The sequence below is a fragment of the Actinosynnema sp. CA-299493 genome, assembly GCF_050946825.1.
GTDB lineage: Bacteria > Actinomycetota > Actinomycetes > Mycobacteriales > Pseudonocardiaceae > Actinosynnema.
In genome coordinates, this window is sequence record NZ_CP191993.1 from 6,999,854 (window position 1) to 7,022,841 (window position 22,988).

Annotated in this window: 20 protein-coding genes; 9 read left to right on the top strand and 11 right to left on the bottom strand. The window is 73.1% G+C overall.

Features of this window, described 5'->3' with window-relative positions:
* Positions 1 to 7: 7 nt before the first annotated feature.
* The 3 genes from ACQPYE_RS29305 to ACQPYE_RS29315 form a co-directional block, all read right to left on the bottom strand.
* Positions 8 to 2,518: a glycoside hydrolase family 127 protein gene (locus ACQPYE_RS29305; RefSeq protein ID WP_498715976.1), complete on the bottom strand. Its 2,511-nt coding sequence runs from the start codon at positions 2,516 to 2,518 to the stop codon at positions 8 to 10.
* Between the two features lie 87 nt (positions 2,519 to 2,605).
* Entirely contained in the window at positions 2,606 to 3,475 is an 870-nt protein-coding gene (locus ACQPYE_RS29310) for a hypothetical protein (protein WP_498715977.1), read from the bottom strand.
* A gap of 175 nt (positions 3,476 to 3,650) precedes the next feature.
* The gene (locus tag ACQPYE_RS29315) at positions 3,651 to 5,588 is read right to left on the bottom strand and encodes a glycoside hydrolase family 127 protein (RefSeq protein WP_498715978.1); all 1,938 of its coding nucleotides are present in this window, start codon (positions 5,586 to 5,588) and stop codon (positions 3,651 to 3,653) included.
* A gap of 168 nt (positions 5,589 to 5,756) precedes the next feature.
* Between ACQPYE_RS29315 and ACQPYE_RS29320 the strand changes: the two genes are divergently transcribed.
* Entirely contained in the window at positions 5,757 to 6,782 is a 1,026-nt protein-coding gene (locus tag ACQPYE_RS29320; RefSeq protein WP_498715980.1) for a LacI family DNA-binding transcriptional regulator, read from the top strand.
* Positions 6,783 to 6,924: 142 nt separating this feature from the next.
* Here ACQPYE_RS29320 and ACQPYE_RS29325 read toward each other — a convergent pair whose 3' ends face one another.
* From ACQPYE_RS29325 to ACQPYE_RS29340, 4 genes are all read right to left on the bottom strand, one after another.
* Positions 6,925 to 9,222: a heavy metal translocating P-type ATPase gene (locus ACQPYE_RS29325; protein ID WP_498715983.1), complete on the bottom strand. Its 2,298-nt coding sequence runs from the start codon at positions 9,220 to 9,222 to the stop codon at positions 6,925 to 6,927.
* A complete protein-coding gene (locus ACQPYE_RS29330; RefSeq protein ID WP_498715985.1) occupies positions 9,215 to 10,156 on the bottom strand; it encodes a DUF8832 domain-containing protein in 942 nt (313 codons plus the stop codon). The genes ACQPYE_RS29325 and ACQPYE_RS29330 overlap by 8 nt, the downstream gene beginning before the upstream one ends.
* Before the next feature lie 143 nt (positions 10,157 to 10,299).
* The gene (locus tag ACQPYE_RS29335) at positions 10,300 to 10,506 is read right to left on the bottom strand and encodes a heavy-metal-associated domain-containing protein (RefSeq protein ID WP_077005321.1); all 207 of its coding nucleotides are present in this window, start codon (positions 10,504 to 10,506) and stop codon (positions 10,300 to 10,302) included.
* A 56-nt stretch (positions 10,507 to 10,562) separates the two neighbouring features.
* Entirely contained in the window at positions 10,563 to 10,844 is a 282-nt protein-coding gene (locus ACQPYE_RS29340; protein ID WP_498715987.1) for a metal-sensitive transcriptional regulator, read from the bottom strand.
* 665 nt (positions 10,845 to 11,509) lie between these two features.
* Here ACQPYE_RS29340 and ACQPYE_RS29345 point away from each other — a divergent pair.
* Together ACQPYE_RS29345 and ACQPYE_RS29350 are read left to right on the top strand one after the other, a co-directional pair.
* Entirely contained in the window at positions 11,510 to 11,638 is a 129-nt protein-coding gene (locus tag ACQPYE_RS29345; protein ID WP_498715988.1) for a hypothetical protein, read from the top strand.
* A 20-nt stretch (positions 11,639 to 11,658) separates the two neighbouring features.
* Entirely contained in the window at positions 11,659 to 12,423 is a 765-nt protein-coding gene (locus ACQPYE_RS29350; protein WP_498715990.1) for an alpha/beta hydrolase, read from the top strand.
* Between the two features lie 4 nt (positions 12,424 to 12,427).
* Here ACQPYE_RS29350 and ACQPYE_RS29355 read toward each other — a convergent pair whose 3' ends face one another.
* On the bottom strand, positions 12,428 to 12,631 hold the full coding sequence (locus tag ACQPYE_RS29355) for an Rv3202a family protein (RefSeq protein ID WP_498715992.1): 204 nt from the start codon (positions 12,629 to 12,631) through the stop codon (positions 12,428 to 12,430).
* A 45-nt stretch (positions 12,632 to 12,676) separates the two neighbouring features.
* Positions 12,677 to 14,782 (bottom strand): amylo-alpha-1,6-glucosidase, encoded by a 2,106-nt coding sequence (locus ACQPYE_RS29360; protein ID WP_498715994.1) that lies wholly within the window; start codon positions 14,780 to 14,782, stop codon positions 12,677 to 12,679.
* 186 nt (positions 14,783 to 14,968) lie between these two features.
* Here ACQPYE_RS29360 and ACQPYE_RS29365 point away from each other — a divergent pair, with 186 nt between their 5' ends.
* The 6 genes from ACQPYE_RS29365 to ACQPYE_RS29390 all read left to right on the top strand — a co-directional run bounded on the left by ACQPYE_RS29365 (position 14,969) and on the right by ACQPYE_RS29390 (position 20,245).
* Positions 14,969 to 15,823: a hypothetical protein gene (locus ACQPYE_RS29365; protein WP_498715996.1), complete on the top strand. Its 855-nt coding sequence runs from the start codon at positions 14,969 to 14,971 to the stop codon at positions 15,821 to 15,823.
* A gap of 47 nt (positions 15,824 to 15,870) precedes the next feature.
* Positions 15,871 to 16,506: a helix-turn-helix transcriptional regulator gene (locus tag ACQPYE_RS29370; RefSeq protein ID WP_498715997.1), complete on the top strand. Its 636-nt coding sequence runs from the start codon at positions 15,871 to 15,873 to the stop codon at positions 16,504 to 16,506.
* Positions 16,503 to 17,594, top strand: a complete 1,092-nt coding sequence (locus ACQPYE_RS29375; RefSeq protein ID WP_498715998.1) for an alanine racemase — start codon at positions 16,503 to 16,505, stop codon at positions 17,592 to 17,594. The genes ACQPYE_RS29370 and ACQPYE_RS29375 overlap by 4 nt, the downstream gene beginning before the upstream one ends.
* Positions 17,591 to 18,520 (top strand): ornithine cyclodeaminase family protein, encoded by a 930-nt coding sequence (locus ACQPYE_RS29380; RefSeq protein ID WP_498715999.1) that lies wholly within the window; start codon positions 17,591 to 17,593, stop codon positions 18,518 to 18,520. The genes ACQPYE_RS29375 and ACQPYE_RS29380 overlap by 4 nt, the downstream gene beginning before the upstream one ends.
* An 89-nt stretch (positions 18,521 to 18,609) precedes the next feature.
* The gene (locus tag ACQPYE_RS29385) at positions 18,610 to 19,767 is read left to right on the top strand and encodes a glycoside hydrolase family 6 protein (RefSeq protein WP_498716001.1); all 1,158 of its coding nucleotides are present in this window, start codon (positions 18,610 to 18,612) and stop codon (positions 19,765 to 19,767) included.
* Between the two features lie 124 nt (positions 19,768 to 19,891).
* Positions 19,892 to 20,245 (top strand): DUF2203 domain-containing protein, encoded by a 354-nt coding sequence (locus ACQPYE_RS29390; protein ID WP_498723008.1) that lies wholly within the window; start codon positions 19,892 to 19,894, stop codon positions 20,243 to 20,245.
* A gap of 55 nt (positions 20,246 to 20,300) precedes the next feature.
* On the opposite strand, the gene ACQPYE_RS29395 is transcribed toward ACQPYE_RS29390, so the two are convergent.
* Together ACQPYE_RS29395 and ACQPYE_RS29400 are read right to left on the bottom strand one after the other, a co-directional pair.
* On the bottom strand, positions 20,301 to 21,074 hold the full coding sequence (locus ACQPYE_RS29395) for an AfsR/SARP family transcriptional regulator (RefSeq protein WP_498716002.1): 774 nt from the start codon (positions 21,072 to 21,074) through the stop codon (positions 20,301 to 20,303).
* A gap of 184 nt (positions 21,075 to 21,258) precedes the next feature.
* A complete protein-coding gene (locus ACQPYE_RS29400) occupies positions 21,259 to 22,848 on the bottom strand; it encodes a S8 family peptidase (RefSeq protein WP_498716004.1) in 1,590 nt (529 codons plus the stop codon).
* Between the last annotated feature and the right edge of the window lie 140 nt (positions 22,849 to 22,988).

Consider the following 22,988-nt stretch of genomic DNA (forward strand, 5'->3'; position numbering starts at 1 on the left):
ACGGTGGCTAGCGGCCGGTGGCGTGCAGGTCGGCCACTTCGGCGGCGGTGAGGGCGCGGCCGTGGACCCGGAAGCCGTCCACGGCGCCGTCCAGGTAGGGGTCGCCCGCGTACTGGGAGCGCCCGATCCAGTTCTGCGTGGTGCTGCCGAGCGCGGCCGGCCGCACGGTCAGCGCCGTGTTGCGGGCCACCTCCACCCCGTTGACGTAGAGCACGCCGAGGTTGCCGGTCTGCGTGACGGCCACGTGCGTCCACGCGCCGGAGGGCAGCGGTGACGGCGCGTCGACGCGCTGCTCGGCGCCCGACCCACCGGTGGTGATGGCGAACCTCGCGCCGCCCGCCGAACTGCGCGGGGTCAGGAACAGGTAGGCGTTGGCGCCCGCGCCGAAGTCGAACACGCGCGCCCACGTGGTCACCGCGCCCAGCCACACCCAGGTGGCCACGCTGAACGCCGTCGCGCCCACCAGCAGGCCCGCGGGCAGCAGCACGTGCTCGCCGGCGCCGCCGAGGTCGACGGCCGAGCCGGTGCGCCCCGTGGTCCACCGCGCGCCGCCGGCGAGGGTGGCGGTCCGGCCGTTGCCGGTGGCGTCGGCCGCCACCGAGCCCGCCGCCTCGTCGAACGGGTAGTGCGCGATGAACGGCGGCGGCGCGGGCGTGTCGGCGACGTTCCAGTAGACCGTGTAGCGCTGGCCGTGCAGCTGGTAGAACGGCAGCAGCGTCACCTGGCCGGTGCTCGCCGTCGCCGTGTACCGCAACGGGGTGGTCGTGGCCCGGAGGGTCCCCGGCTGGAGCGCGGGCATCGACGTCAGGTTCGTCGTGCCGTAACCGCCCGCGAGCACGATCGGGCCGTGCTTGACCGCCTGCACGGCCGGGTTGTCCCGCGCGGGCTCCCGGGTCAGCGCCATCGGCAGGCTGAGGTCCACCACGTCGCCGCTGCTCCACGTCCGGTCCAGGCGCGCGTACGTGCCGGGCACGGTCGCCACGTCCTGCACCACGCCGTTGAGCTTGAGCTGGGCGCCGGCGGCCCAGGACGGGACGCGCACGCGCAGGTCGATCTGGCCGGACCCGGTGACGGTGAGCCGGGTGGCGGCCGACTCCGGGAAGCCGGTGTCCTGCCGCACGGTGATCCCCCGGCCCGGCCAGGTCAGCGCGGAGGCGATGAACAGGTTGACGTACAACGTGGCGCCGGCGTGGAAGTAGATGCTGTCGGCGTGCTTGGTGTTGGTCTCCATCCCGGTGCCGTGGCAGCAGGTGAAGTCCTGGTAGTCGTTGCTGTACGTGCGCTGGCCGCCGGGCCGCAGCGGCACGTAGTAGCTGTGGTGGCCGTGCGCGGAGGACGGGTTCTGACCGCCGAGCAGGTGGTTGTAGAGCGCCTTCTCGTGGAAGTCGAAGTAGTGCGCCCTCGGGTCGGTGCGGAACAGCTGACGGGTCAGCTTGAGCATGTTGTAGCTGTTGCAGCACTCGCACGTGCTGTCGGACAGCTCCGACGCGATCCGCCCCGGCGCCTTGAAGTACTCGCCGTTGGAGTTGCCGCCGATGGCGTAGGTGTGCGAGCCGACCACGATGTTCCAGAAGTTGGTCGCGATGTCGCGGTACCGGGTCAGGCCGGTGGCGTGGTACTCGCGGATCGCGCCGAGCGCCTTGGGGATCTGGGTGTTGGCGTGGTAACCGTTGAGCGCGTCGGTGTTCGCCGCCAGCGGGTCGAAGACCTCGGCGTGGTCGAAGTGCTGGGCCGCGGTGAGGTGCGCCGGGTCGCCGGTGACCTGGTAGAGGTTGGTCAGCACCTCGTTCATGCCGCCGAACTCGGTCTTGAGCATGGCTTGGCGCTGGGCCAGGGTCAGCCTGCCGTTGCGCAGACCGACCCAGGCGGCCATCCGGGTCAGCACGGTGAGCGCCTGCGCGTTGCCCGCCAGCAGGTTCATGTCCAGCAGGCCCGCCATGACCTTGTGCAGGGTGTAGTAGGGCGCCCAGACCTGCTGGCGGGCTTCCACGCGGTCGATGAAGCTCTCCGGGAACGCGGAGAGGTAGCCGGTGGTGAACCCGGCGGCCTGCGCCCGGTCCTGGCAGGCGGCGAGCTGCGTGACCAGGTGGTCGCCCTTGCTCCGGAACGCGGTGTCGCCGGTGCTCGCGTACGCCTGGGCGAGCGCGGTCAGCACGTGGCCGGTGGAGTGACCGCGCAGCTCGGTGGTCGGCGACTCCCACCCGCCGCACGCGGCGGCCGACGACGGCAGGCCCACGTTGAGCCGGAACGTGTGCAGCAACCGGTCGGCGTCGAGGAACTTGAGGTAGGCGTGCGTGCGGGAGGTGTTGGTCTGGAACGGCCCGGCCAGCAGGGTCACCGCGCCGAGCGGGAACGCGTGCGCCGACGCGCCCGTGTCCGGTCTGGCGGTTGCCCTGATCGGGTCGGCGGCGGCAGCAGCGTTGGCGTTGGCGTTGTGCAGGGTGGGCAGGGCGGTGGCCGAGGCGACCACCGCGCCGGCGCGCAGCAAGGCACGGCGGGATGGGGTGTGCGGGGACATGGTCGTGACCTTCCGTGGCAGAGGGGCCTTCCGTGGCAGAGGGCCGGGCGGCGCCCCCGGTGCCGGGCCGGGGGCGCCGGCGTTCGCTCAGCGGCCGTAGCGGCTCTTCAGGTGCCGCCACCAGTCGCGGAACATCCAGGAGTCGAACTCGGTGATGGTCGACGCGCTGCCCGCCTTCATGAGGAAGCCGCCCACGCCGGACGGCGTCCAGTCGTAGAAGTCGTCCAGGCCGAAGGTGTGGCCGATCTCGTGCAGCAGGATGTGCACGTTCGGCGAGTTGAGGTTGTTGACGAAGTACTCGCTGCCGATGCGCTGACCCCAGTCGCCACCCGCGCCGCCGCCCATGCCGGCGGTCAGCCACAACGACTGGTCGTAGTGCCGGGGCACCCCGCCGGGGCAGTTGCGGTACTGGCCGTCGCGGACGAAGAACCGGCCGCACTGCTCGGCGCACTGCGGCGCGTTCTCCCGGATGTTGTTGACGTAGACGTCGACCGAGTTGTCGCTCCACTGCAACGTGCCGCGGTCGCGCACCGCCCAACCGACGACCTTGATCGGGACCTGCGCGTAGGGCCAGTTGTTGTGGCCCACCATGAGGTCCGTCCACTTCTTGTACTGCTCGGCGAGCTTCGCGTGGATGCGGTCGCGCAGCGACGCGCTCACCGGGGCCGACGAGTCCCACCGCACGCAGAAGTTCAGGTAGCCGCCGTTGGCGAAGACCTGGTCCCAGCCGTAGTTCCGGAACCCGTACAGGTCGCCGTACGTGCTCTCCTGGTGCGACCAGACCTGGTTCAGCGGGGTCACCAGGTTCGACGGCGGGCTCCACGTCGCCGGGTTGGCGGCGGCCGTGACGTCACGCGCCCGCACTTCCTGCTCTGCCTGCACTGCCTGCTCTGCCTGCGCGACGCCCGCGCCGCTCACCGCCAGCGCGAGCGCCACGGCGGTCAGCACTGTTCTCATCCATGATCGTGACACGACGATCTTCCTTCCGGTTGCCGGACGAAGCAGCGTCGGACGCGCGGGTCTGCGTCGGGGTGGGCCCGCGGACGTGGCTGCGTTGCATGGCGGCGGAGAGCGTGAGGCAGCGCACTGCCTTGGAGATCAGCGGTGGGAGGAGCCCGCGCCACGGGTGGCGTCAGGTGGTGGGCAGCCAGACCCGCATGGTGGACGGACCGCCGCGCGCCCACCGGTGGTACGGCACGAGGGTCAGCGGGGTGCTCGCCCGGGCGCGGTCGTCGGTCGGGCGCGGCGCGCCGTAGGGCCAGTCGTCCGGACCGGGCGCGGCGAACCGGGCGCGCACCTCGACGCCCGCCTCCGTGTCGACCGGCGGCACGGTGTCGTCCACGCGCAGGGTGTCGAGGTCGACCTCGGACTCGACCTTGGACTCGGCGCAGTACACCAGCGGCCCGCGTTCCACGGCCACGCACCCGCGCGTCGCGTCGATCCTCGGGTCGGGCGCGGTGAAGCGGGGCAGCGTCGGCAGCTCCAGCCGGATCTCCTCGCCGACCGCGAACGACCGGTACACCACGATGTCCCCCACCGGCACGTGCCGGCGACCGTGGGTGGTGACCAGCTCGGCACCCACCGCCCACCGCGGCACGCGCAGGGTGATCGACCACGGCTGGTCGTCGGTCTTGGTCACGCGGACGGTCACCGTGCCGTCGTCCGGCAGACCGGAACGCACTTGCAGGCCCACCTCACGGCCGTCGTTCAGCCGGGTGGAGACGTCGGAGTCGACGTACTGGTGCAGGCGGACGCCCGAGTCGTCGACCGTGACCAGGTAGCACGAGAGGCCTGCCAGCAGGCGTGCCGCGTTCGGCAGGCAGCAGGACACCTCGAACCACGGCGCTCTCGGCCCGCCGCCGAACCCCAGCTGCTCCTCGTCCGCCGCCACCGCGGCGGTGGGCGTCCGCTGGTGCAGGGTGTGCGCGTAGAAGAAGGACCGGCCGTCGTCGGCGATCGCGGTGGCGACGACGTTGTAGAGGATGCGTTCGACCACCTCGTCGTACCGGCCGTCGCCGGTGGCCAGCAGCAGCCGCCAGGCGAGCATGATCGCGGCCACCCCGGCGCAGGTCTCGGAGTACGCCCGGTCCGACGGCAGCACGAAGTCCTCGCCGAACGCCTCGTCGGCGTGCCGGGAGCCCATGCCGCCGGTGAGGTAGGTGCGTCGGGCCAACGTCCGGTCGAACTGGGCCGCGACGGTCTGGAGCAGCTCGTCGTCACCTGTCTCGACCGCGACGTCCACGGCGGCGGCGGCCAGGTAGAGCGCGCGCACGGCATGGCCGTGCAACACGGTTGACTGCCGCACGGGCTGGTCGTCGCTGAAGTACGACCAGCCGAAGTGGTGGCGCGGCAACGTGCGGTGGCCTCGGCGTTCGATGAAGAGCGCGGCCTGGTCCAGGTAGCGCTGCTCGCCGGTGAGTCGGGCCAGCTCCACCAGGCCGAGCTCGATCTCCGGGTGGCCGCAGACGCCCGGCGTGCCGTCCGGTCCGAACGCCTCGCAGACGTGGTCGGCGGCGCGGCGGGCCACGGCCAGGAGCGGGTCGGCCTCACCGCCGCCGGTGCGCGCCCTGGCGACGGCGGCTTGCAGCAGGTGCCCGGTGCAGTAGAGCTCGTGGCCCCACAGCAGGTCGCTGTACCGGGCGGGTTGGCCCGGACGACCGAACGCGGTGTGCAGGTAGCCGTCCGCCGCCTGGGCCGCCGCGATCACACCGGTCAGCTCGGCGATCCGCGCGTCGAGGGCTTCGCGGGCTCCGGGCGCTCCCGCGCCGCGACCGATCTCCCAGGACATCGCCTCCAGCAGCTTGTAGACCTCGGAGTCGGTGAACTCCCGGCCGCGGCGGGTGGCCGTGTCCGGGGCGGTGTTCGGGGCGGTGAAGTTGCCGGTCCAGCCGAGGCGGTCCTGCCACGACCGGGCGTGCGGGAGGGACGCGGTGGCGTTGACGTCCTGGCGCGCACGCCAGAAACCGCCGGTGATCCGGACCTCGTCCTGGCCGAGCGGGCGCAGCTTCCCGCGCGACGGCACGACGGGACGGCCCCCCACGGCAGTGGTGTCCGGTGACGTCACTGTCATCCCAACCTCCCGCGATCCGTGTGCCTCGTCCAGCACTCTGGCAGCCGAAAACGTTTTCGGCAATCGTCCTTGTGGCGTCTCGGGAATGTGCTCCAGGATGGCACTTCACGGTCGTGAAGAGCGCCGACGATCGATTCGACGTTCGACAAACGTTTCGAAAGGCTTTCGATGGGCAGACGGCGGTCCGACGCGGTGACCCTCAGCGACGTGGCGCGGCTGGCCGGCGTCTCGATCTCCACCGCCTCCAAGGCCATCAACGCCAGGACCGAGGTCGCGCCCGCCACCCGCGAGCGCGTGCTGCGTGCCGCCGCCGAGTTGTCGTTCCAGCCCAACGCCCTGGCCCGCGGGTTGATCTCGGGGCGGACGCGCACCATCGGGCTGCTCACCGACGAGCTGGGCGGCCGGTTCGCCATCCCGATCCTGCTGGGGGTGGAGAACGCGCTGGCCAACGAGCAGATGTCGGTGCTGCTGTGCGACGCGCGCGGTGACGCGATCCGGCGCCGGCACTACATCAGCACGCTGCTGGCCAGGCAGGTCGACGGGTTCATCGTGCTGGGCGACGACAACGACATCCGGCCGTCGCTGACCCGGGACATCCCGGTGCCGGTCGTGTACGTGTACTGCGAGTCGAGCGACCCGGAGGACCTGTCGGTGATAGCCGACGACGAGGGCGGCGCGCGGCTGGCGGTGGAGCACCTGGTGTCGTTGCGGCGCAGGCACATCGGCCACATCACCGGGCCGCAGGCGTACCGCGCGGCTCGTGACCGGGTGAGCGCGTTGCACCGGGTGCTGGCCGAGCACGGCCTGGGGCCGGCGGGCGGCGGGCCGCTGTACGGCGAGTGGTCGCAGCGCTGGGGCAGGCACGCGGCCCGGGTGCTGCTGGCCACCGATCCCGAGGTGGACGCGGTGTTCTGCGGCAACGACCAGATCGCGACCGGCGTCGCGGACACGTTGTCCCACCTGGGCAAGCGGATACCGGAGGACGTGGCGATCGTCGGCTACGACAACTGGGAGGAGTTCGCCGCCGACTGCCGGCCGCCGCTGACGACCGTGGACCTCGACCTGGAGCGGTTGGGCACCACGGCGGCCCGGTACCTGTTCGAGGCGTTGGACGGACACCGGCCGTCCGGGGTGGTCCGGCAGCCGTGCCGACTGGTCGTGCGGGAGTCGACCTCCGCGATCGGCCGAACCTGACCACGAGAGTCCTACGTCCAGAACGCGCGAGTCCTACGTTCAGAACACCCGTGTCCTACGTTCAGGACACCCGAGTTCAACGCTCAGGCGCGGAGGAAGCGGCCCGGAGCCGGGTTCAGCTCCGGGCCGCGGTGAAGCGCCGTCAGACGGCGGCGGGCACCTTGCCCTGGGTCGACCCCGCCGCACGGGTCGACCGCGACCGAGTCGTCGCGGTGCTGCGGAAACCGCGCAGCCGCAAGCTGTTCGACACCACGAAGACCGACGAGAACGCCATCGCCGCACCCGCGATCATCGGGTTGAGCAACCCGGCCGCCGCCAGCGGCAGCGCGGCGACGTTGTACGCGAACGCCCAGAACAGGTTGCCCTTGATCGTGGCGAGGGTGCGCCGCGACAGCCGGATCGCGTCCGCCGCCGCACGCAGGTCGCCCCGCACGAGCGTCAGGTCGCTCGCCTCGATCGCCGCGTCGGTCCCGGTGCCCATGGCCAGGCCCAGGTCGGCCTTCGCGAGCGCGGCGGCGTCGTTCACGCCGTCGCCGACCATCGCCACGACCTTGCCCTCGCCCTGGAGCCGGGCGACCACGTCGACCTTGTCCTTCGGCAGCACCTCGGCGATGACCTCGGTGATGCCGACCTCGGCGGCCACGGCACGCGCGGCGGCCTCGTTGTCGCCGGTCAGCAGCACGGGCGTCAGGCCGAGGTCGCGCAACTGCCGGATCGCCTCGGCGGACGTCGGCTTCACCGTGTCCGCCACGACCAGGACCGCACGCGCCTCGCCGTCCCACGCCACCAGGACCGCGGTGCGCCCCTTCTCCTCGGCGGCACGCCGGGCCGACGCCAGCGGACCGTCCAGGTGCACGCCCCACTCGGCCAGCAGCCGCTCACGGCCGACGATCAGCGCGTGCCCGTCGACCACGCCCTGCACGCCCAGCCCTTCGAGGTTCTGGAAATCCTCGACCTCGGGCAGCTCGCCGACCCGTTCGACCGCGCCGCCGGCGATGGCCTTGGCGATCGGGTGCTCGGAGGCGTGCTCCAGAGCCCCGGCCAGCCGCAGCACCTCGTCCTCTTCGACGCCGGACGCGGTGTGCACGGACACCAGGCCCATCCGCCCGGTGGTGACGGTGCCGGTCTTGTCCAGCACCACGGTGTCCACGCGCCGGGTCGACTCCAGCACCTCCGGCCCCTTGATCAGGATTCCGAGCTGCGCACCACGTCCGGTCCCGACCAGTAACGCGGTCGGCGTGGCCAGGCCCAGGGCGCACGGGCACGCGATGATCAGCACCGCGACCGCCGCCGTGAACGCCGCCGACGCACCACCGCCGGCGCCGAGCCAGAACGCCAGCGTGCCGACCGAGAGGGCGATCACGACGGGCACGAAGACCGCCGAGATCCGGTCGGCGAGGCGTTGCGCCTGCGCCTTGCCGTTCTGCGCGTCCTCGACCAACCTGGCCATCTGCGCCAGTTGCGTGTCGCCGCCGATCCGCGTCGCGCGGACCACGAGCCGACCACCCGCGTTGACGGTCGCGCCGACCACCGCGTCACCGGGACCGACCTCGACCGGCACCGACTCGCCGGTCACCATGCCGGCGTCGACCGCCGAACTGCCGTCCGCCACCACGCCGTCGGTGGCGATCTTCTCCCCCGGCCGGACCACGAACCGGTCCCCGACCGCGAGCTCGCCGATCGGGACGCGGACCTCGCGCCCGTCGCGGAGCACGGCGACGTCCTTCGCCCCCAGTTCCAGCAGCGCCCGCAGGGCCGCGCCCGCGCGGCGCTTGGAACGGGCCTCGAAGTAGCGGCCGGCCAGGATGAACACGGTGACGCCGGCGGCGACCTCCAGGTAGATCGACCCGGCGCCGTCGGCGCGCTGGACGGTGAGCTCGAACGGGTGCGTCATGCCGGGCGTGCCCGCGGTGCCGAACAGCAGCGCGTACAGCGACCAGGCGAACGCCGCGACCGTGCCCATCGAGATCAACGTGTCCATGGTCGCCGCACCGTGGCGCAGGTTCGTCCACGCGGCGCGGTGGAACGGCAACGCGCCCCAGACCAGCACCGGAGCCGCCAGCGTGAGCGAGATCCACTGCCAGTGGGTGAACTGCCACGCCGGGATCATGGCGAGCAGGACCACCGGGACGGAGAGGACCGTGGACACGACCAACCGCTGCCGCAGCTGCGTGGTCGGGTCGTCGTCGGTGGGGGTGGGGGTGGGGGTGGCGGTGGGGGTTTCGGGCACGGGCAGGGCGGCCTGGTAGCCGGCGGCCTCGACCTGGTCGACCAGGACCTGGGGGTCGATGGCTTCGGGGAACGTGACGCGCGCCTTCTCGGTCGCGTAGTTCACCGTCGCGGTGACGCCGTCGAGCTTGTTCAGCTTGCGCTCGATCCGGGCCGCGCACGAGGCGCAGGTCATGCCGGTGATCGCCAGCTCGATCCGGGTGTCAGCCATGGCCGTGCCCCTCCTCTGCCCCGTCGGTGTGGGTGCCCCCGGCGGCCACGGTGAACTCGGCCGTGCGCACGACGCCGTCGTGCTGGAAGTCCAGGAACAACCGGTAGCCACCGGCCGACGGCACCTCGGCGACGAACGCGATCTCCGGGCCGGCGGGTGTCCTGCCGTCGCCGGGAGCGCCCTCGGGGTGCACGTGGAGGTAGGCCAGGTCGCCCTCGCGCAGCGCCACCAGGTGACCGTACGCCGCCAGGTAGGGCTGCAGGTCGGTGACCGGCACGCCGTCCTTGGCGACGGTCAGCCGCACCGACGAGGCCTTGCCCGGCACGAGGTCGCCGTCCAGGCGGACCTGGTAGCCGTCGACTTCGGCGACGCGGGACGGCTCGTGGGCGCGCGGCTCGAACGCACCCGCCGCGTTGACGTCGACACCGAGCGTGACCCCCTCGCCACCGGTCGGCTCGAAGTCGGCGAAGACGCGGTAGCTGCCGGCCTCGGGCAGGCTCAGCGGCACGGTCCACGTGCCGTCCGGCGCCATCTCGGGGTGGACGTGCCGGAAGTGGGAGGTGTCGCGCCGGATCGAGATGAGGTGCATCCGCTTGTCGTGCTCGACGTCGTAGGCGGTGACCGCCGCGCCGTCCGGGCCGAGGACGCGGAAGGAGAAGGAGTCGGTTCCCGTGGTCAGCGTCGTGTCGGTGGGCGTGAGGGTGTAACCGCCCCTGGACGACGCCAGCCCCGCGGGCTGGTCCTGCGCGGTCTCCGCGACGGTGCCGCTGTGGTCGTCCCCGTGCCCGGCGCCCTCAGCGCCGGACGTGCCGTCGTGGCCGCTCGGAGCGGCTTCGACGGCGAAGGGACCGACAGCGCCACCGGCCGCCCAGGCGCCACCGGCGACCAGGGCGAGCACCGCACCGTAGGCGGAGAGCTTCGCTGTTGTGTTCATCGGTCAGTCCTCGAGACTGGAGGAGCCCGTCGACCGTTCGGCTGGTCGACCGTTCGGCTGGTCGACCGGGCAGCGGTCGACGGGCCGACAGGTCGACGGGCTCCGGGGTCGGCTGCTGTGCCGTGGTGGTGGCTCGGGTCAGGTCAGCCGGCGAGGGCGTAGCCGGCCTCTTCGACGGCGGCGCGGACGTCCGCCTCGGCGACCGGGGCGGCGCTGGTCACCTTGACCGCGCCGGTCGGCAGGTCGACGTCCACACCGGTCACGCCGTCGATCTTGGTGACCTCCTCGGTCACGGACGCGACGCAGTGGCCGCAGGTCATGCCGGTGACGGTGTAAGTGGACTCGGCCATCGGGTGCTCCTGGAGTTGGTTGGTTCGGGTTGGGAGGGGTGGGCGATCACGGACAGCTAGGAACGCACCAAGCGGGCGATTGCCTCGCTGGCTTCGCGGACCTTGGCGTCGGCGTTCTCGCCACCCTGGGTGAGGGCATCGGCGACGCAGTGCTTCAAGTGCTCGTCGAGCAGACCGAGGGAGACGGCTTGGAGCGCCTTGGTCGCCGCCGCGATCTGGGTCAGGACGTCGATGCAGTACTCGTCGTCCTCCACCATCCGCTGCAACCCGCGGACCTGCCCCTCGACCCGGCGCAAGCGCTTGAGGACGGCGTCCTTGTCGGAGGTGTAACCCCGCATGTCCACTCCCTTCGGTCACCTGTCGCGTGCCCGTCAGGGATATTCATACCCCCGGGGGGTACCTGAGTCAACTTGGACGTCCAAGGTGGTGACTGGTGTCACTCACGGAGGGTCACCCGCGCACCCTACCCCCGTACTGTATCCACGCCCGGTCGGCGGGGTTCCGGTGCGATCTGCTCAGGCGGTGCAGCGGAAGCAGAAGTGGGGGGCGAAGTGAGGGCCGACCGGGCGGTCCAGGCCGGGCCGGGCCGCGGCGGCGGCCTGGCCCTACAAAGCCTGTCATCTGGTGGCGGTCTCTTGTGCGCACGTCCGCTGCGGGGTGATGTGGGGTCGGGCAACCTGGTGAGGTGGGAGGGCGAAGGTGGGTCGAGAGCGGGAGCGAAAGCGGGGGGGCGAAAGCGGAGGGCGAAAGCGGGGCGAAGGCGGGTGCGAGAGCGAAGGCAGAGGCGAAGGCGGGGGCGAGAGCGGCGCGGTGGTGCGGCTCGGCTCGATATGACATGGGGCCCTTACGGGCACTCCAGGCAGGCCAAAGCCGGCAGGCCCGGCGGGGAAGAGCGTCCCGCCAAGCCTGCCGGCTTCGACCAGCCTAAAGCACCCGAACCCATGTCAAATCGGGCCTTGGTGGGATGTGGCGGGTCGTCGGGGTGTGGCAGGCAGAGGTGGACGTGAGGGTGGTCGACCTCGGTCGGGCGGGCACGCCCGCCGCGCAGCGGCTCGTGGTGGACGGCATCCCGGTGCGGGCGGTGACGCTCATGCAGAGGCCCGATCCGACGACGGCGGCCAGGTCGAGGTGAGGGGCGGGAAGGTGGTGGCGATGGTCGTGGTCGTGCTGCTCGTGGTGCTCGGTGGCGTGTTCGCGTTCCAGCGCAAGCTCGTCTACCTGCCGACCGGTGGGCCGTTGCCGGCTGCGGGTGAGGTCGGTGGGCTGGACGTCGTGCTGACCACCGGTGACGGGGTGGAGTTGACGGCTTGGCACTTCCCGGTCGCGGAGGCGCGGGCGGCGGTGCTGGTGGCGCCGGGCAATGCCGGTGATCGGCGGGTGCGGGTGCCGCTCGCGCGGGCGTTGAACGCGCGGGGGTTGTCGGTGCTGCTGGTCGAGTACCGGGGGTTCGGCGGCAACCCCGGGAGCCCGACGGAGACCGGATTGGCGTTGGACGTGCGCGCGGCCCGCGAGTTCCTGCTCCGGGAGGGGGTGTCGCCTGAGCGGTTGGTCTACTTCGGGGAGAGCCTGGGGTCGGCGGTGGTGGCGGAGCTCGCGGTCGAGCACCCGCCGGCCGGGTTGGTGCTGCGGTCGCCGTTCACGGACCTCGCCTCGGTCGGGGCGCGCCACTACCCGTTCCTGCCGGTCCGGTGGCTGCTGCTGGACGAGTTCCCGACCGAACGGCACGTGGCGCGGGTGAACGTGCCGGTCACCGTCGTCTACGGCACGGCGGACTCGATCGTGCCGCCCGAGCAGAGCCGGGCGGTGGCTGCGGCGGCGCGGGGGCGGTCCGTCGAGGTCGCGGGAGCCGACCACAACGACCGCGTGCTGCTGGACGGCTCGCGGTTGGTCGACGCGATCGACGCGATGGCCGGCTGACGCGCTACCAGGCGCCGTCCGGTTCGTCGGGCAGCGGCACGGCGCGGCGCTGGTCGGCGACGTCGGCCGGGTCGGCTTCGGACACCTCCGACGGCTCCGGGACCTCTTCCCGGCCGACGGCGGCCTCCTCGTCGAGGATCCCGGTGTCGGGCTCGGGCTCGGCGGGGCGCAGCTGGTCGGCCACGTCGTTCGACGGCTTCTCGATCACGGTGATCCTCCACGGCGGCGAGGGCGGGACGACGTCCGACGGGGTTCACCCGCCGGCGGGTGGCTCAAACCCGCGGGCGGGGACAACGGACCAGTCGGGTGGCAGGCCGGAGACCGCGACCTGCCCGCCGCTCGCGGTGACGCGCGCGGTCTCGGGGCCGAGGCGGAGGCCGGTCAGGGTCAGCTCGCCCCAGCGCGGGGGCAGGTGGGGGTTCGTGGTCACGGTGCGGTTCGGGACGTCGGGTTCCAGGCCCAGGCAGGCGCGGACCAGCAGCAGCGGCGCCGCGCTGGCCCACGCCTGCGGCGAGCACGACGTCGGGTAGGGCACGGGTGGGCTGAAGTCGGCGCGGGAGAAGCCGCAGTACAGCTCGGGGAGGCGTCCGCCGAACGCGGCGGCGGCGTCCAGCAGGCCGTCCGCCAGGCGGTGGGCCAGGTCGACCGCGCCGGGCAGGTGGGCGTAGCGCAGCAGCCCGGCCACCGCGATGGCCGTGTCGTGCGGCCACACGGATCCGTTGTGGTAGCTCATCGGGTTGTACGCGCCCATCGAGGACGCGAGCGTGCGCAGGCCGTAGCCGGTGTCCATGTCCGGCTCGGCCAGTCGCCGGATCACCTCGGCCGCGTGCTCGTCGGTCGCGATGCCCGACCACAGGCAGTGGGCGACGTTGCTGGTCAGCGCGTCCACCGGCTGCTTGCGACCGTCCAGCGCGACGGCGTACCAGCCGCGGTCGGGCAGCCAGAACGCCTCGGCGAACCGCCGGCGCAGCTCGTCGGCGCGGCGGCGCAGGCGGGTGGCGGTCGCCTCGTCGCCGAACCCCTCGGCCAGCTCCGCACGGCCCAGCAACGCCGCGTGCACGTAGCCCTGGACCTCGCACAGGGCGATCGCCGGGACGGCCGGTCGACCGGAGGCGTCGTTGACGCCGTCGGCGCTGTCCTTCCAGCCCTGGTTGACCAGCCCCCGGTCGGTGGCGCGGCGGTACTCGACGAAACCGTCGCCGTCGCGGTCGCCGTGCCGGTCGACCCACGCGAGCGCGGCGTCGGCGGCGGGCAGCAGGGAGCGCACCACGTCGGGGTCCGCGCCCCACCGCCGGCACTCGGCCAGCAGCATCACGAACAGCGGCGTGGCGTCCACCGTGCCGTAGTAGTGGTCGCCGCCCAGCACGGCGGCGCTGTCCGGCCCCCGGCGCAGTTCGTGCAGGACGCGGCCCGGTTCCTCCTCGGTCAGCGGGTCGACCGCCGTGCCCTGGAGCTCGGCGAGGATCTGCAACGTGCCCACCGCCAGACCGACGTCCAGCGGTAGCGCCATCCACGCGGTCAGCAGGCTGTCGCGGCCGAACAGGGTCATGAACCAGGGCGCGCCGGCGGCGACGAACGGTCTGCCGCCGCGCGCCGGGTCGTGGATCCGGAGCGCGCCGAGGTCGCTCCGGGTGCGACGCAGGACGTCGGTGAGCACCGGGTCGCTCGCGGCGACGGAGGTGCAGGCCGCGCGCCACCTCCGGATCTTGCGGGCGGGTCCGCCGGCCCCGCGGTGGAACCGGGGCCGCACCGGTTCGCCGGCCGCGATCGGCCGCACGAGGACCTCGGTGGTCCACCGGCCGCGGGCCGGCACGACCACGTGCCAGCTCAGCGTGCCCGGCGTGACGTCGGGATCGGCGGTGGCGGTGACCGCCACGCCGCGCGAGCCGTCCTCCCGGTCGCGCAGCAGCAGTTCCCCTCCGGCGGCGGCAGCGTGGCGGTCGTGGCGCCCGGCCCGGCCCTCCTTGACCGCGAACAGGTCGGCGAAGTCGGCGTCCACGTGCAGTTCCAGCCGCACGGTGGCGGCCTCGCGGCCCAGGTTGTCGATCGTGATCGTCTCGCGCATCCCGTCGTCCACCAGCCGGTCCCGCACCAGCAGCAGGGTGCTGTCCCGCCTGAGCACGAACCTGGCCGCGAACGCCTCGGGGTGCGACACCGACAGCGGGTGCGGCGCGTCGCCGTCGAGCCGGAGCCGCCACCGCGACAGCACGCGCGTGTCGCGGAAGAACAAGCCGTGCGGGCTGCCGGGCTCGATGTCGCCGTCGGCGGTCGAGAGGCAGAACGTGGTGCCCTCGAACACCGTCGTGGTGCCGCCGGTGAGCGCGGGTTCGCCTGCGTTGAACGGCTGCGGGTTCGCCATGTCGGACAACTCTTCCCACTGGACCGGGAACGGGAGCCGCCGTGCGGGGCAGTGGTGGTTGCGCATTTCGGTGGAGGGGAGCGAACCTCGGGTTTGGTGGTCTCAGTACGGTAGGAAAGCGTTGTGGTTGAAGGTGTGTCGCGCTGTCGATTTTCGGCGCGACGATCACGGGGAGGTGCTGCGCCGATGGCGGTGGACGGGGACCTGGTGCCGTTGCGGGCGGACTTCGACGTGGTGTGGCGCGGGTACGACCGCGGCCACGTGCGGCGTTACGTCGAGGGCGTCGAGGCCGAGCTCCGCGTGCTGGCGGTCGATCGCGACGCGGCCGAGGCGCGGGCCGACGACCTCGCCCGCCAGCTGGAGACCGCCCGCGCCGAGATCCGCGTGCTGCGGGAGCACGTCGACCGGATCTCCCGCACGCCGATCGACCCGGACGCGCTCACCGGGCGGCTGCGGAGGATGGCGGAGCTCGCGCACGAGGAGGCGGCCGAGATCACCACGCGGGCGCGGGCCGTCGCCGAGAACCACTGGGCCACCGCGGAACGGGCCGCGGCGCGGGTGCGCGAGCGGTCGGAACGGCTCGTCGCCGAGCTCGACGCCCAGCGGCGGCAGGCCGAGGCCGAGCACCGGACGCTGATGCGGGAGGCCGGTGAGCGGCTCCTGGCCACCACGCGGCAGGCCGAGCAGCGCAGGCGTGAGCTGGACGAGCAGGCGGCGGCGGTGCGCGAGGAGGTCTGGATCGACTTCGAGCTGGCGATGAGCGCGCGGCGGGCCGAGTCGATGGCGGCGATGGCCGCTCGGGAGGCTGCCGCCCGGGCGCGGGCGGATCAGCTGGTCCGCGCGGCCGAGGAGCACGCGCGGCGGATCGTGACCGAGGCGCGGCAGCGGGTGGACGAGCTGCGCGCCCGCCGTGACCGCATCGCCGCCGGGCTGCGTGGCGCGCGGGAGCTGCTGGCCCAGGCGAACCCGTTGCTGGACGAGATCCCGGCCCAGCGGACGAACTCGGCGCCGGTGCCGGAAAGCGCAGCGGAGGCCGTGTAGCCCAGACAGGTTGTCCAAAGATTGGACTTTGTGTCTAGACTGCCGGCATGACGGCGGATGCGATCCTGACGGCGCTCAAGGGCGTGGTGCCCGGGTTGGCGGCGACGTTCGGGCGGTCGTGCGAGGTCGTGCTGCACGACTACCGGCAGCCGGAGCACTCGGTGGTCGCGGTCGCCGGTGACGTGACCGGACGGCGCGTCGGCGGCGCGATGAGCGAGATCGGGCTGGCCGTGCTCGCCGCGGGCGACGAGGCGGTGGACGAGCTCAACCACCTGACCCGGACGTCGGACGGGCAGCTGGTCAAGTCGTCCACCATGCCGTTGCGCGACGAGCACGGCACGGTGTTCGGCGCGCTGTGCGTGAACCTGGACGTGACGGCGTTGCGCCAGGTCGGCGACCTGCTGGCGGACCTGGCCGGTGGCGACGGCGCGCCGACGACCACGACGTTCAGCGACGACGTCGAGGAGGTCGTCGACGCCGTGCTGCGCGCCGAGGAGCTGGCCTCGGCCAAGTCGGTGGGCAAACCCGAGCGCCTGCGCCTGCTGCGAGCCCTCGACCGGCGTGGCGTGTTCCACCTGCGCGGCGCGGCGCCGAAGGTCGCGGCACGGCTCGGCATCTCGCGCGCCTCCCTCTACGCCGACCTGGCCGCGTGCCGGTCCGAACCGACCGATGAGGAGCGATGACCCCCTACCTGCTCGTGGACGAGGCGAAGGTGCGGCGCAACGTCGACCGCCTGCGCGGCCACCTCGACGCGCACCGCACTCCCCTGCGCCCGCACGTGAAGACGGCCAAGTCCGTCGACGTGGCCCGGTTGGTGTTCGACGGCGGCACGGGCCCCATCACGGTGTCGACGTTGCGCGAGGCCGAGGCGTTCGCCGACGCGGGGTTCACCGACATCGTCTACGCGGTGGGCATCGCGCCGGCCAAGCTGGACCGCGTGCTGGCGTTGCGGCGGCGCGGCGTGGACCTGGTGGTGCTGCTGGACAACGTCGCGCAGGCCCGCGCGGTGGCGGAGGCGTCGGCGGCGTCCGGGATCGCGATCCCGGCCTTGGTCGAGGTCGACTGCGACGGCCACCGCGGCGGCGTGCTGCCCGGCTCCCCCGACGTCACGGCGATCGCCGCCGCGCTCGACGGCGCGGAGCTGCGCGGCGTGCTGACCCACGCCGGCGAGTCCTACTTCTGCCACACCCGGGACGCGCTGGCGCTGGCGGCGGAAGCCGAACGCGCCGCCGCCGTGCGCGTGGCCGAAGACCTGCGCGCGGCGGGGCACGCGTGCCCGGTGGTGAGCATCGGCTCGACGCCGACCGCGCACGCCGTGGCCGACCTGACCGGCGTGACCGAGGTCCGCGCGGGCAACTTCGTGTTCTTCGACCTGGTGATGGCGGGCATCGGCGTGTGCTCGGTGGCCGACCTCGCGTTGTCCGTGGTGGTCACGGTGATCGGCCACCGGCCGGGCCGGATCATGACCGACGGCGGCTGGATGGCCACCTCGCGCGACCGCGGCACGTCCCGCCAGCCGGTCGACCAGGGCTACGGCCTCGTCGCGCCGCTGGACGGCCCGCCGTTCGAGGACCTGCTGATGACCGACGCCAGCCAGGAGCACGGCACGCTGGCGATGCGCCCCGGCAGCGACCGCCCGCTGCCCGACCTGCCCGTCGGCACGCGGGTCCGCGTGCTGCCCAACCACGCGTGCGCCACGGCCGCGCAGCACGACACCTACCGGCTCGTCGGCGACGCGGGCACGACCTGGAAGCGGGTGAACGGCTGGTGATCTTCCTGTCGGAGGAGGAGACCCGGGCGCTGGTGACCCGGGAGCTGGCCTACGAGGCCGCCCTGTCGGCGTTGCTGGAGGCGGCGGACGGCGGGGTGCTGTTCCCGGCCGTGGTGGGTCACGGTTCGTCGCCCGCCAACCGGTTCACGGTCAAGTCGGCCGCCGGCGCGCGGGCGGCCGGGGTGAAGATCGGCAGCTACTGGCCGGGCAACACCGAGCGCGGGCTGCCGCGGCACAACTCGGTGATCCTGCTGTTCGACCAGTCCGCCGGCCGGGTCGCGGCGGTGATCGAGGCGGGTTTCGCGAACGCGTTCCGCACCGCCGCCGCCGACGCCGTGGCCGCCGACGTGCTGGCCCGGCCCGACGCGCGGTCGTTGGCGGTCTTCGGCACGGGTCCGCAGGCGTGGCACGAGTGCGTGGCGCTGGCCCGGGTCCGCGACCTGTCGGTGGTCCACGTGGTGGCGCGTGACGCCGCACGTGGCGCGCGGTTCGTGGCCGACCTGGCGGCGGAAGGGCTCGCGGCGGTGCTGACCGGGCCCGAGGAGGCGTGCCGGTCGGCGGACGTCATCGTCACCGCGACGACCGCGCGCGCCCCGCTGTTCGAGGCGGGGTGGGTGCGGCCGGGCACGCACGTGGCGAGCATGGGGTCCGACGGCAGGGGCAAGCAGGAGCTGCCGGTGGAGCTGCTCGCGTCCGCGCGGCTGTTCTGCGACTGGCCCGCGCAGTCCGTGGTGATCGGCGAGTTCCAGCACGTGCCGGACGCCCGGCCGACCGCGGTGGGCGACGTGCTCGCGGGCCGCGCGGCGGGCCGGTCGTCGCCCGACGACGTGACGGTGTTCGACAGCTCGGGCATCGCGCTTCAGGACCTGCACCTCGGCGTGGCCCTCCTGCGCGCCGCCGGGCTCGCCCCGCCGCCGGCGGGATAGCGGCCGGGGGTTGTGATGCAGCTCATGAGGACGCATGCTTGCGGCCGGTCGGGAGCGCTCCCAGGAAGCGTTCCGTGAGGAGCGGTCGAGTGGACAACGGAGTGAGGCAGCGGCGCGTCGGGCTGGCCCTGGCGGTGGCCGCGGTGTGCGCGTTGAGCGGCGCGAGCGGCGCCGGAGCGGAGGAAGCGGTGACGGCTTCAGGACCCCCGCACCTGCCGAAGGGCACGTCGTTCTACGTCGAACCGGACGGCAACGCCGCGCGGCAGGCCGAGCGGTGGCGCGCCGAGGGGCGCACCGCCGACGCCGACCTGATGGCGGCCGTGGCCGCGCAGCCGACCGCGATCTGGTTCACCACGGCGGGCGCGGAGCAGGTGCGGCGCGACGTGCGCGACGTCGTGCGCGCCGCGCGGGCGAAGCACCAGGTGCCGGTGCTCGTGGCGTACTTCGTGCCCTACCGCGACTGCTCGCAGTGGTCGGCGGGCGGGGCGCGCAGCGAGCAGGAGTACCGGGAGTGGATCGACGCCTTCGCCGACGGCATCGGTGACGAGAAGGCGGTCGTGGTGGTCGAGCCGGACGGCCTGGCCCTGCTGACCAGCGAGCCGTGGTGCACGATCGGGCCGGACGAAGAGCTGGTGCCCCAGCGGTTCCGCGAGATCAACCACGCCGTGGACACCCTCAAGCGCGGCAAGCACACCCGCGTCTACCTCGACGCCGGGCACTCCGCGTGGCAGGCGCTCGACGACTACGACGCGGGCTACGGCGAGCCGCGGCAGCAGCTGGGCATCGTCAACCGCCTGCTCCGGGGCGGCGTCACGCGGGCGGACGGTTTCGCGCTCAACACGTCGAACTACCGTTTCACCGAGGACCTGGTGCGGTACGGCACGCGCATCTCGAAGTGCGTCTACCTGCGCACGGAGGAGGGTGCGACCACCTGCCCGGCCGACGACGAGCTGGACGCGATGCCGGTGCTCAAGTCGAGGATGACGCACTTCGTGCTGGACACCAGCCGCAACGGCCGCGGCCACTACACGCCCGGCGAGGGCGAGACCGACTGGTGCAACCCGCCCGGCCGCGGCCTCGGCGAACGCCCCACGGCGAACACCGGCATCCCGCTGGTGGACGCGTTCCTGTGGATCAAGCGCCCCGGCGAGTCGGACGGCGAGTGCCAGGGCGGCCCGGCCGCCGGCCGCTGGTGGCCCGAGCAGGCGCTGGAACTGGCGGAGCTGGCCTCACCGCCGCTGCGCTGACGTGACCGTCGGGGGCCGCCGGCCGCTGGTGGCCCCCGACTCGGCGCCTGCCGCACGGCCGACCGTCGCCACCGCTACCGGTAGCCTGTCCGGGTACGGCTATCACGGCGGACCAGGGGTGACAGTGTTCAGCGTGCCCGAGGCGCGAGAAGAGCTGACCCGGCTCCGGCCGGTGCTCACCGAGATCGTCGAGGTCCGGGCCGACGCCGCCGAGCTGGCCGCCTCGCTCGGCGGCGGTGCGCCCACCGACCTCGGCGGCCTGCCGGAGCTGAAGGCGGCGCAGGCCCGGCTGGACGACCTCATGACCACGGTGCAGGCGACCGGCGCCGAGCTGAAGGGCTTCGCGCCCCTGCTGGTCGACTTCCCGTCCGAGCTCGACGGCGTGCCGGTGCTGCTGTGCTGGCTCGAAGGCGACCAAGGCCTCGACTGGTACCACCGGGCGGACCTCGGGTTCGCGGGCCGACGCCCCCTGGCGTGACGGGTCGACCCGGTCCCGGTGCGAACCGCCCAGCGCGGCGGACAACCGGCCGGCGTCACCAACCCTGGCGGCAACCGGCGCGGCACCACGGCCCGCCGAGGGCAGGCGCCTCGTCGCGCAGGATGCGTCGCTCCGACTCCCCCAACGCCGAACCCGGCGCCACGCCGAGCTCGTCCTTCAGCGTCCGGTACGCCTCGCGGTAGACCGCCAAGGCCTCGGCCCGCCGCCCGACCGCGGCCAGCGCGACCATCCGCGCCTCGTACAGCCGTTCCCGGTACGGGTGCTCGGCGATCAGCGGCGCGACGTCGGCCAGCACCTCGTCGTACCGCCCCAGCGCGAGCCGTGCCCCCAGCCGGCCCTCCCGCGCCGCGAGCCTCTCCTCGTGCCACCCCGCCCGGACCGGATCGGCGTGCTCGTCGTCCACGTCCGCCAACGCCGGCCCGCGCCACAGCGCCACCGCCGCGCCGAACGACTCCTCGGCGGCCTCGTGGTCCCCCGCCTCGGCCGCCCGCCTGCCCCGCGCCGCCAACGCCCGGAACTCCACCAGGTCCAGCTCGACGGCACGCGTGGTGAGCTGGTAGCCGGTGGGCCGGGTGACGATCACGCCGTCGTCCAGCTTCGCGCGCAACCTGCTCACCAGGTTGTGCAACTGCGCGCGAGCGGACCGGGGCGGCTGCGACCACAACCCGCCGATCAACCGCTCCACCGGCGTCACCCGGTCCGCGTTGAGCACCAACGCCGCCAACACGTACCGCTCACGCGCGCCGCCGACCGGCACGGCGTCTTCCCCGCGCCACGCCACCACCGGCCCCAACACCCCGAATCGCACCGAACCGGTATACCGCAGCCAACCCGGCGCGAAAGCGGCCGGAACCGGTCCCTGTCCGGTAGCGGAACCCACCGCGCCGCGGACCGCGTTCACGCCCGACCCGGCCCCCGGACACCTGGCCCACGGACACCGGCTCGACTGCCCCGGCGAGGGCAGTCGAGCCGGTGGAGCGGTCAGCGCGAGGTCAGAACGCGATCCCCCAGCCGTCGATCTTGCCGGTGTCGTACGTGTACACGTCCTTCACCCGCAACTTCCACGTCCCGTTCTTGTCCTCCGCCGACGTGTCCACCTCGAACGTCTCGTGGATGCCGTCCGCGGAGTTCTCCCCACCCGAACGCCGCAGCTCGAACACCGCGCCGCTCGGACCGATCAGGTCCACCGCCAGGTCAGCGGTGTACGGGTGCACGACGTCCACCTTCACCGCGGTCGCCGCCGTGCCACGACCGTCGCACCCGGACACCACGATCTCCGACGTCACGGCCTCACCGGCATCCGGGATCGCCACGTCCTCGGTGTTCGTCTTGCCCTCGCACGTCGGCGGTTCCGGGTCGCCACCGGTGATGAACCCCGTGTGCAGCAGCTTGTTCGGCGTGCCGGGCCCGACGTTCTTGACCACGCCGTCGGTCGCGTTGTCGATCAACGCCTTCGCCACCTCGGCGGGGGTCGCCGCGGCCCGAGCGGGGCTCGCGCCGAGGTACAGCGCCGCCGCGCCCGCCACGTGCGGCGTCGCCATCGACGTGCCGCTGATCGTGCGCTCCGCGCCGTTGTTCCAGGTCGACGTGATGTTGGTGCCGGGCGCGAAGATGTCGGTGCAGCGACCGAAGTTGGAGAACGACGACCGGGCGTCGGTGTTGTCCGTCGCGTTGGTCGTGATCGCCTCCGGGGTGCGCGCCGGCGACGTGTTGCACGCGTCGCGGTTGTCGTTGCCCGAGGCCACGGCGACCGTGACGCCCGCCGCGACGACCTTCTTCACCGCGTCGTCCACCGACGCGCTGGCCGATCCGCCGAGGCTCATGTTGGCCACGGCCGGCTTGGCCGCGTTCTGCGCCACCCAGTCCAGGCCGCCGATGATCTGCGACCACTGGCCGGACCCCTGGCAGTTGAGCACCCGCACGCCGACCAGCTTCACGGCCTTCGCCACGCCGTAGGTGGTCGAGCCGACCGTGCCCGCGACGTGCGTGCCGTGACCGTTGCAGTCCTGCGCTTCCTCGTCGTCGTCGATGAAGTCGCGCCCGTCCGCGGCCCGACCGCCGAAGTCGCTGTGCGCCTTGTGGATCCCCGTGTCGACGATGTACGCGGTCACGCCCGCGCCGGTGCTGTGGTAGGTGTACTTCTTGTCCAGCGGCAGGTTCTTCTGGTCCACCCGGTCCAGGCCCCAGGTCGGGTTCTCCTGGGTGTCGGTGGCGCGCGCGACGCCGTCCTGCTCCACGTACTCGACCGCCGGGTCGGCGGCCAGTTTGCGCGCCTGCGTCGAGCTCATCGTGGCGGCGAAGCCGCGCAGCGCCGCCGTGTAGGTCAGCTTGACCTCGCCGCCGTACGTGCCGACCAGGGCTTCCGCCACGGCGGGCGTCTGCTGCACGCTGACCGCGGTCTCCCGCAGCGCGACGATGTAGCTGTCCTTCACCGCGTCCGGCCGGTCGGCGCCGAGGACGTCGCCCTCGGGTTGGCGCCCAGCGGCGTGACCGTGGCCGTAGCCCCCGCCCGCCAGCAACAAGGCCGACGTCGCGAGGGCCGCGGTGACGACCCGTCGCCGGGTCGAGCGATCGTGTCGCATCGGTTGTTCTCCGTTCCACTCGACCGCGCGGCAGGGGTGTCGGTGAGGACTCACGGCCACGGGGACCCACCCTCCGGTGACGACGGACGCCTGACCATCCGGACAGCGGTGCGCGGGAGCGCGCGGAGCAAGGGGCGGTG

Bases quoted from the DNA above. Each gene is read 5' to 3' on its own strand.
- ACQPYE_RS29310 (WP_498715977.1), bottom strand. From the start codon at position 3,475: ATGAGAACAGTGCTGACCGCCGTGGCGCTCGCGCTGGCGGTGAGCGGC.
- ACQPYE_RS29305 (WP_498715976.1), bottom strand. From the start codon at position 2,518: ATGTCCCCGCACACCCCATCCCGCCGTGCCTTGCTGCGCGCCGGCGCG.
- ACQPYE_RS29350 (WP_498715990.1), top strand. From the start codon at position 11,659: ATGGTCGTGGTCGTGCTGCTCGTGGTGCTCGGTGGCGTGTTCGCGTTC.
- ACQPYE_RS29325 (WP_498715983.1), bottom strand. From the start codon at position 9,222: ATGGCTGACACCCGGATCGAGCTGGCGATCACCGGCATGACCTGCGCC.
- ACQPYE_RS29315 (WP_498715978.1), bottom strand. From the start codon at position 5,588: ATGACAGTGACGTCACCGGACACCACTGCCGTGGGGGGCCGTCCCGTC.
- ACQPYE_RS29400 (WP_498716004.1), bottom strand. From the start codon at position 22,848: ATGCGACACGATCGCTCGACCCGGCGACGGGTCGTCACCGCGGCCCTC.
- ACQPYE_RS29330 (WP_498715985.1), bottom strand. From the start codon at position 10,156: ATGAACACAACAGCGAAGCTCTCCGCCTACGGTGCGGTGCTCGCCCTG.
- ACQPYE_RS29365 (WP_498715996.1), top strand. From the start codon at position 14,969: ATGGCGGTGGACGGGGACCTGGTGCCGTTGCGGGCGGACTTCGACGTG.
- ACQPYE_RS29375 (WP_498715998.1), top strand. From the start codon at position 16,503: ATGACCCCCTACCTGCTCGTGGACGAGGCGAAGGTGCGGCGCAACGTC.
- ACQPYE_RS29360 (WP_498715994.1), bottom strand. From the start codon at position 14,782: ATGGCGAACCCGCAGCCGTTCAACGCAGGCGAACCCGCGCTCACCGGC.
- ACQPYE_RS29340 (WP_498715987.1), bottom strand. From the start codon at position 10,844: ATGCGGGGTTACACCTCCGACAAGGACGCCGTCCTCAAGCGCTTGCGC.
- ACQPYE_RS29335 (WP_077005321.1), bottom strand. From the start codon at position 10,506: ATGGCCGAGTCCACTTACACCGTCACCGGCATGACCTGCGGCCACTGC.
- ACQPYE_RS29370 (WP_498715997.1), top strand. From the start codon at position 15,871: ATGACGGCGGATGCGATCCTGACGGCGCTCAAGGGCGTGGTGCCCGGG.
- ACQPYE_RS29320 (WP_498715980.1), top strand. From the start codon at position 5,757: ATGGGCAGACGGCGGTCCGACGCGGTGACCCTCAGCGACGTGGCGCGG.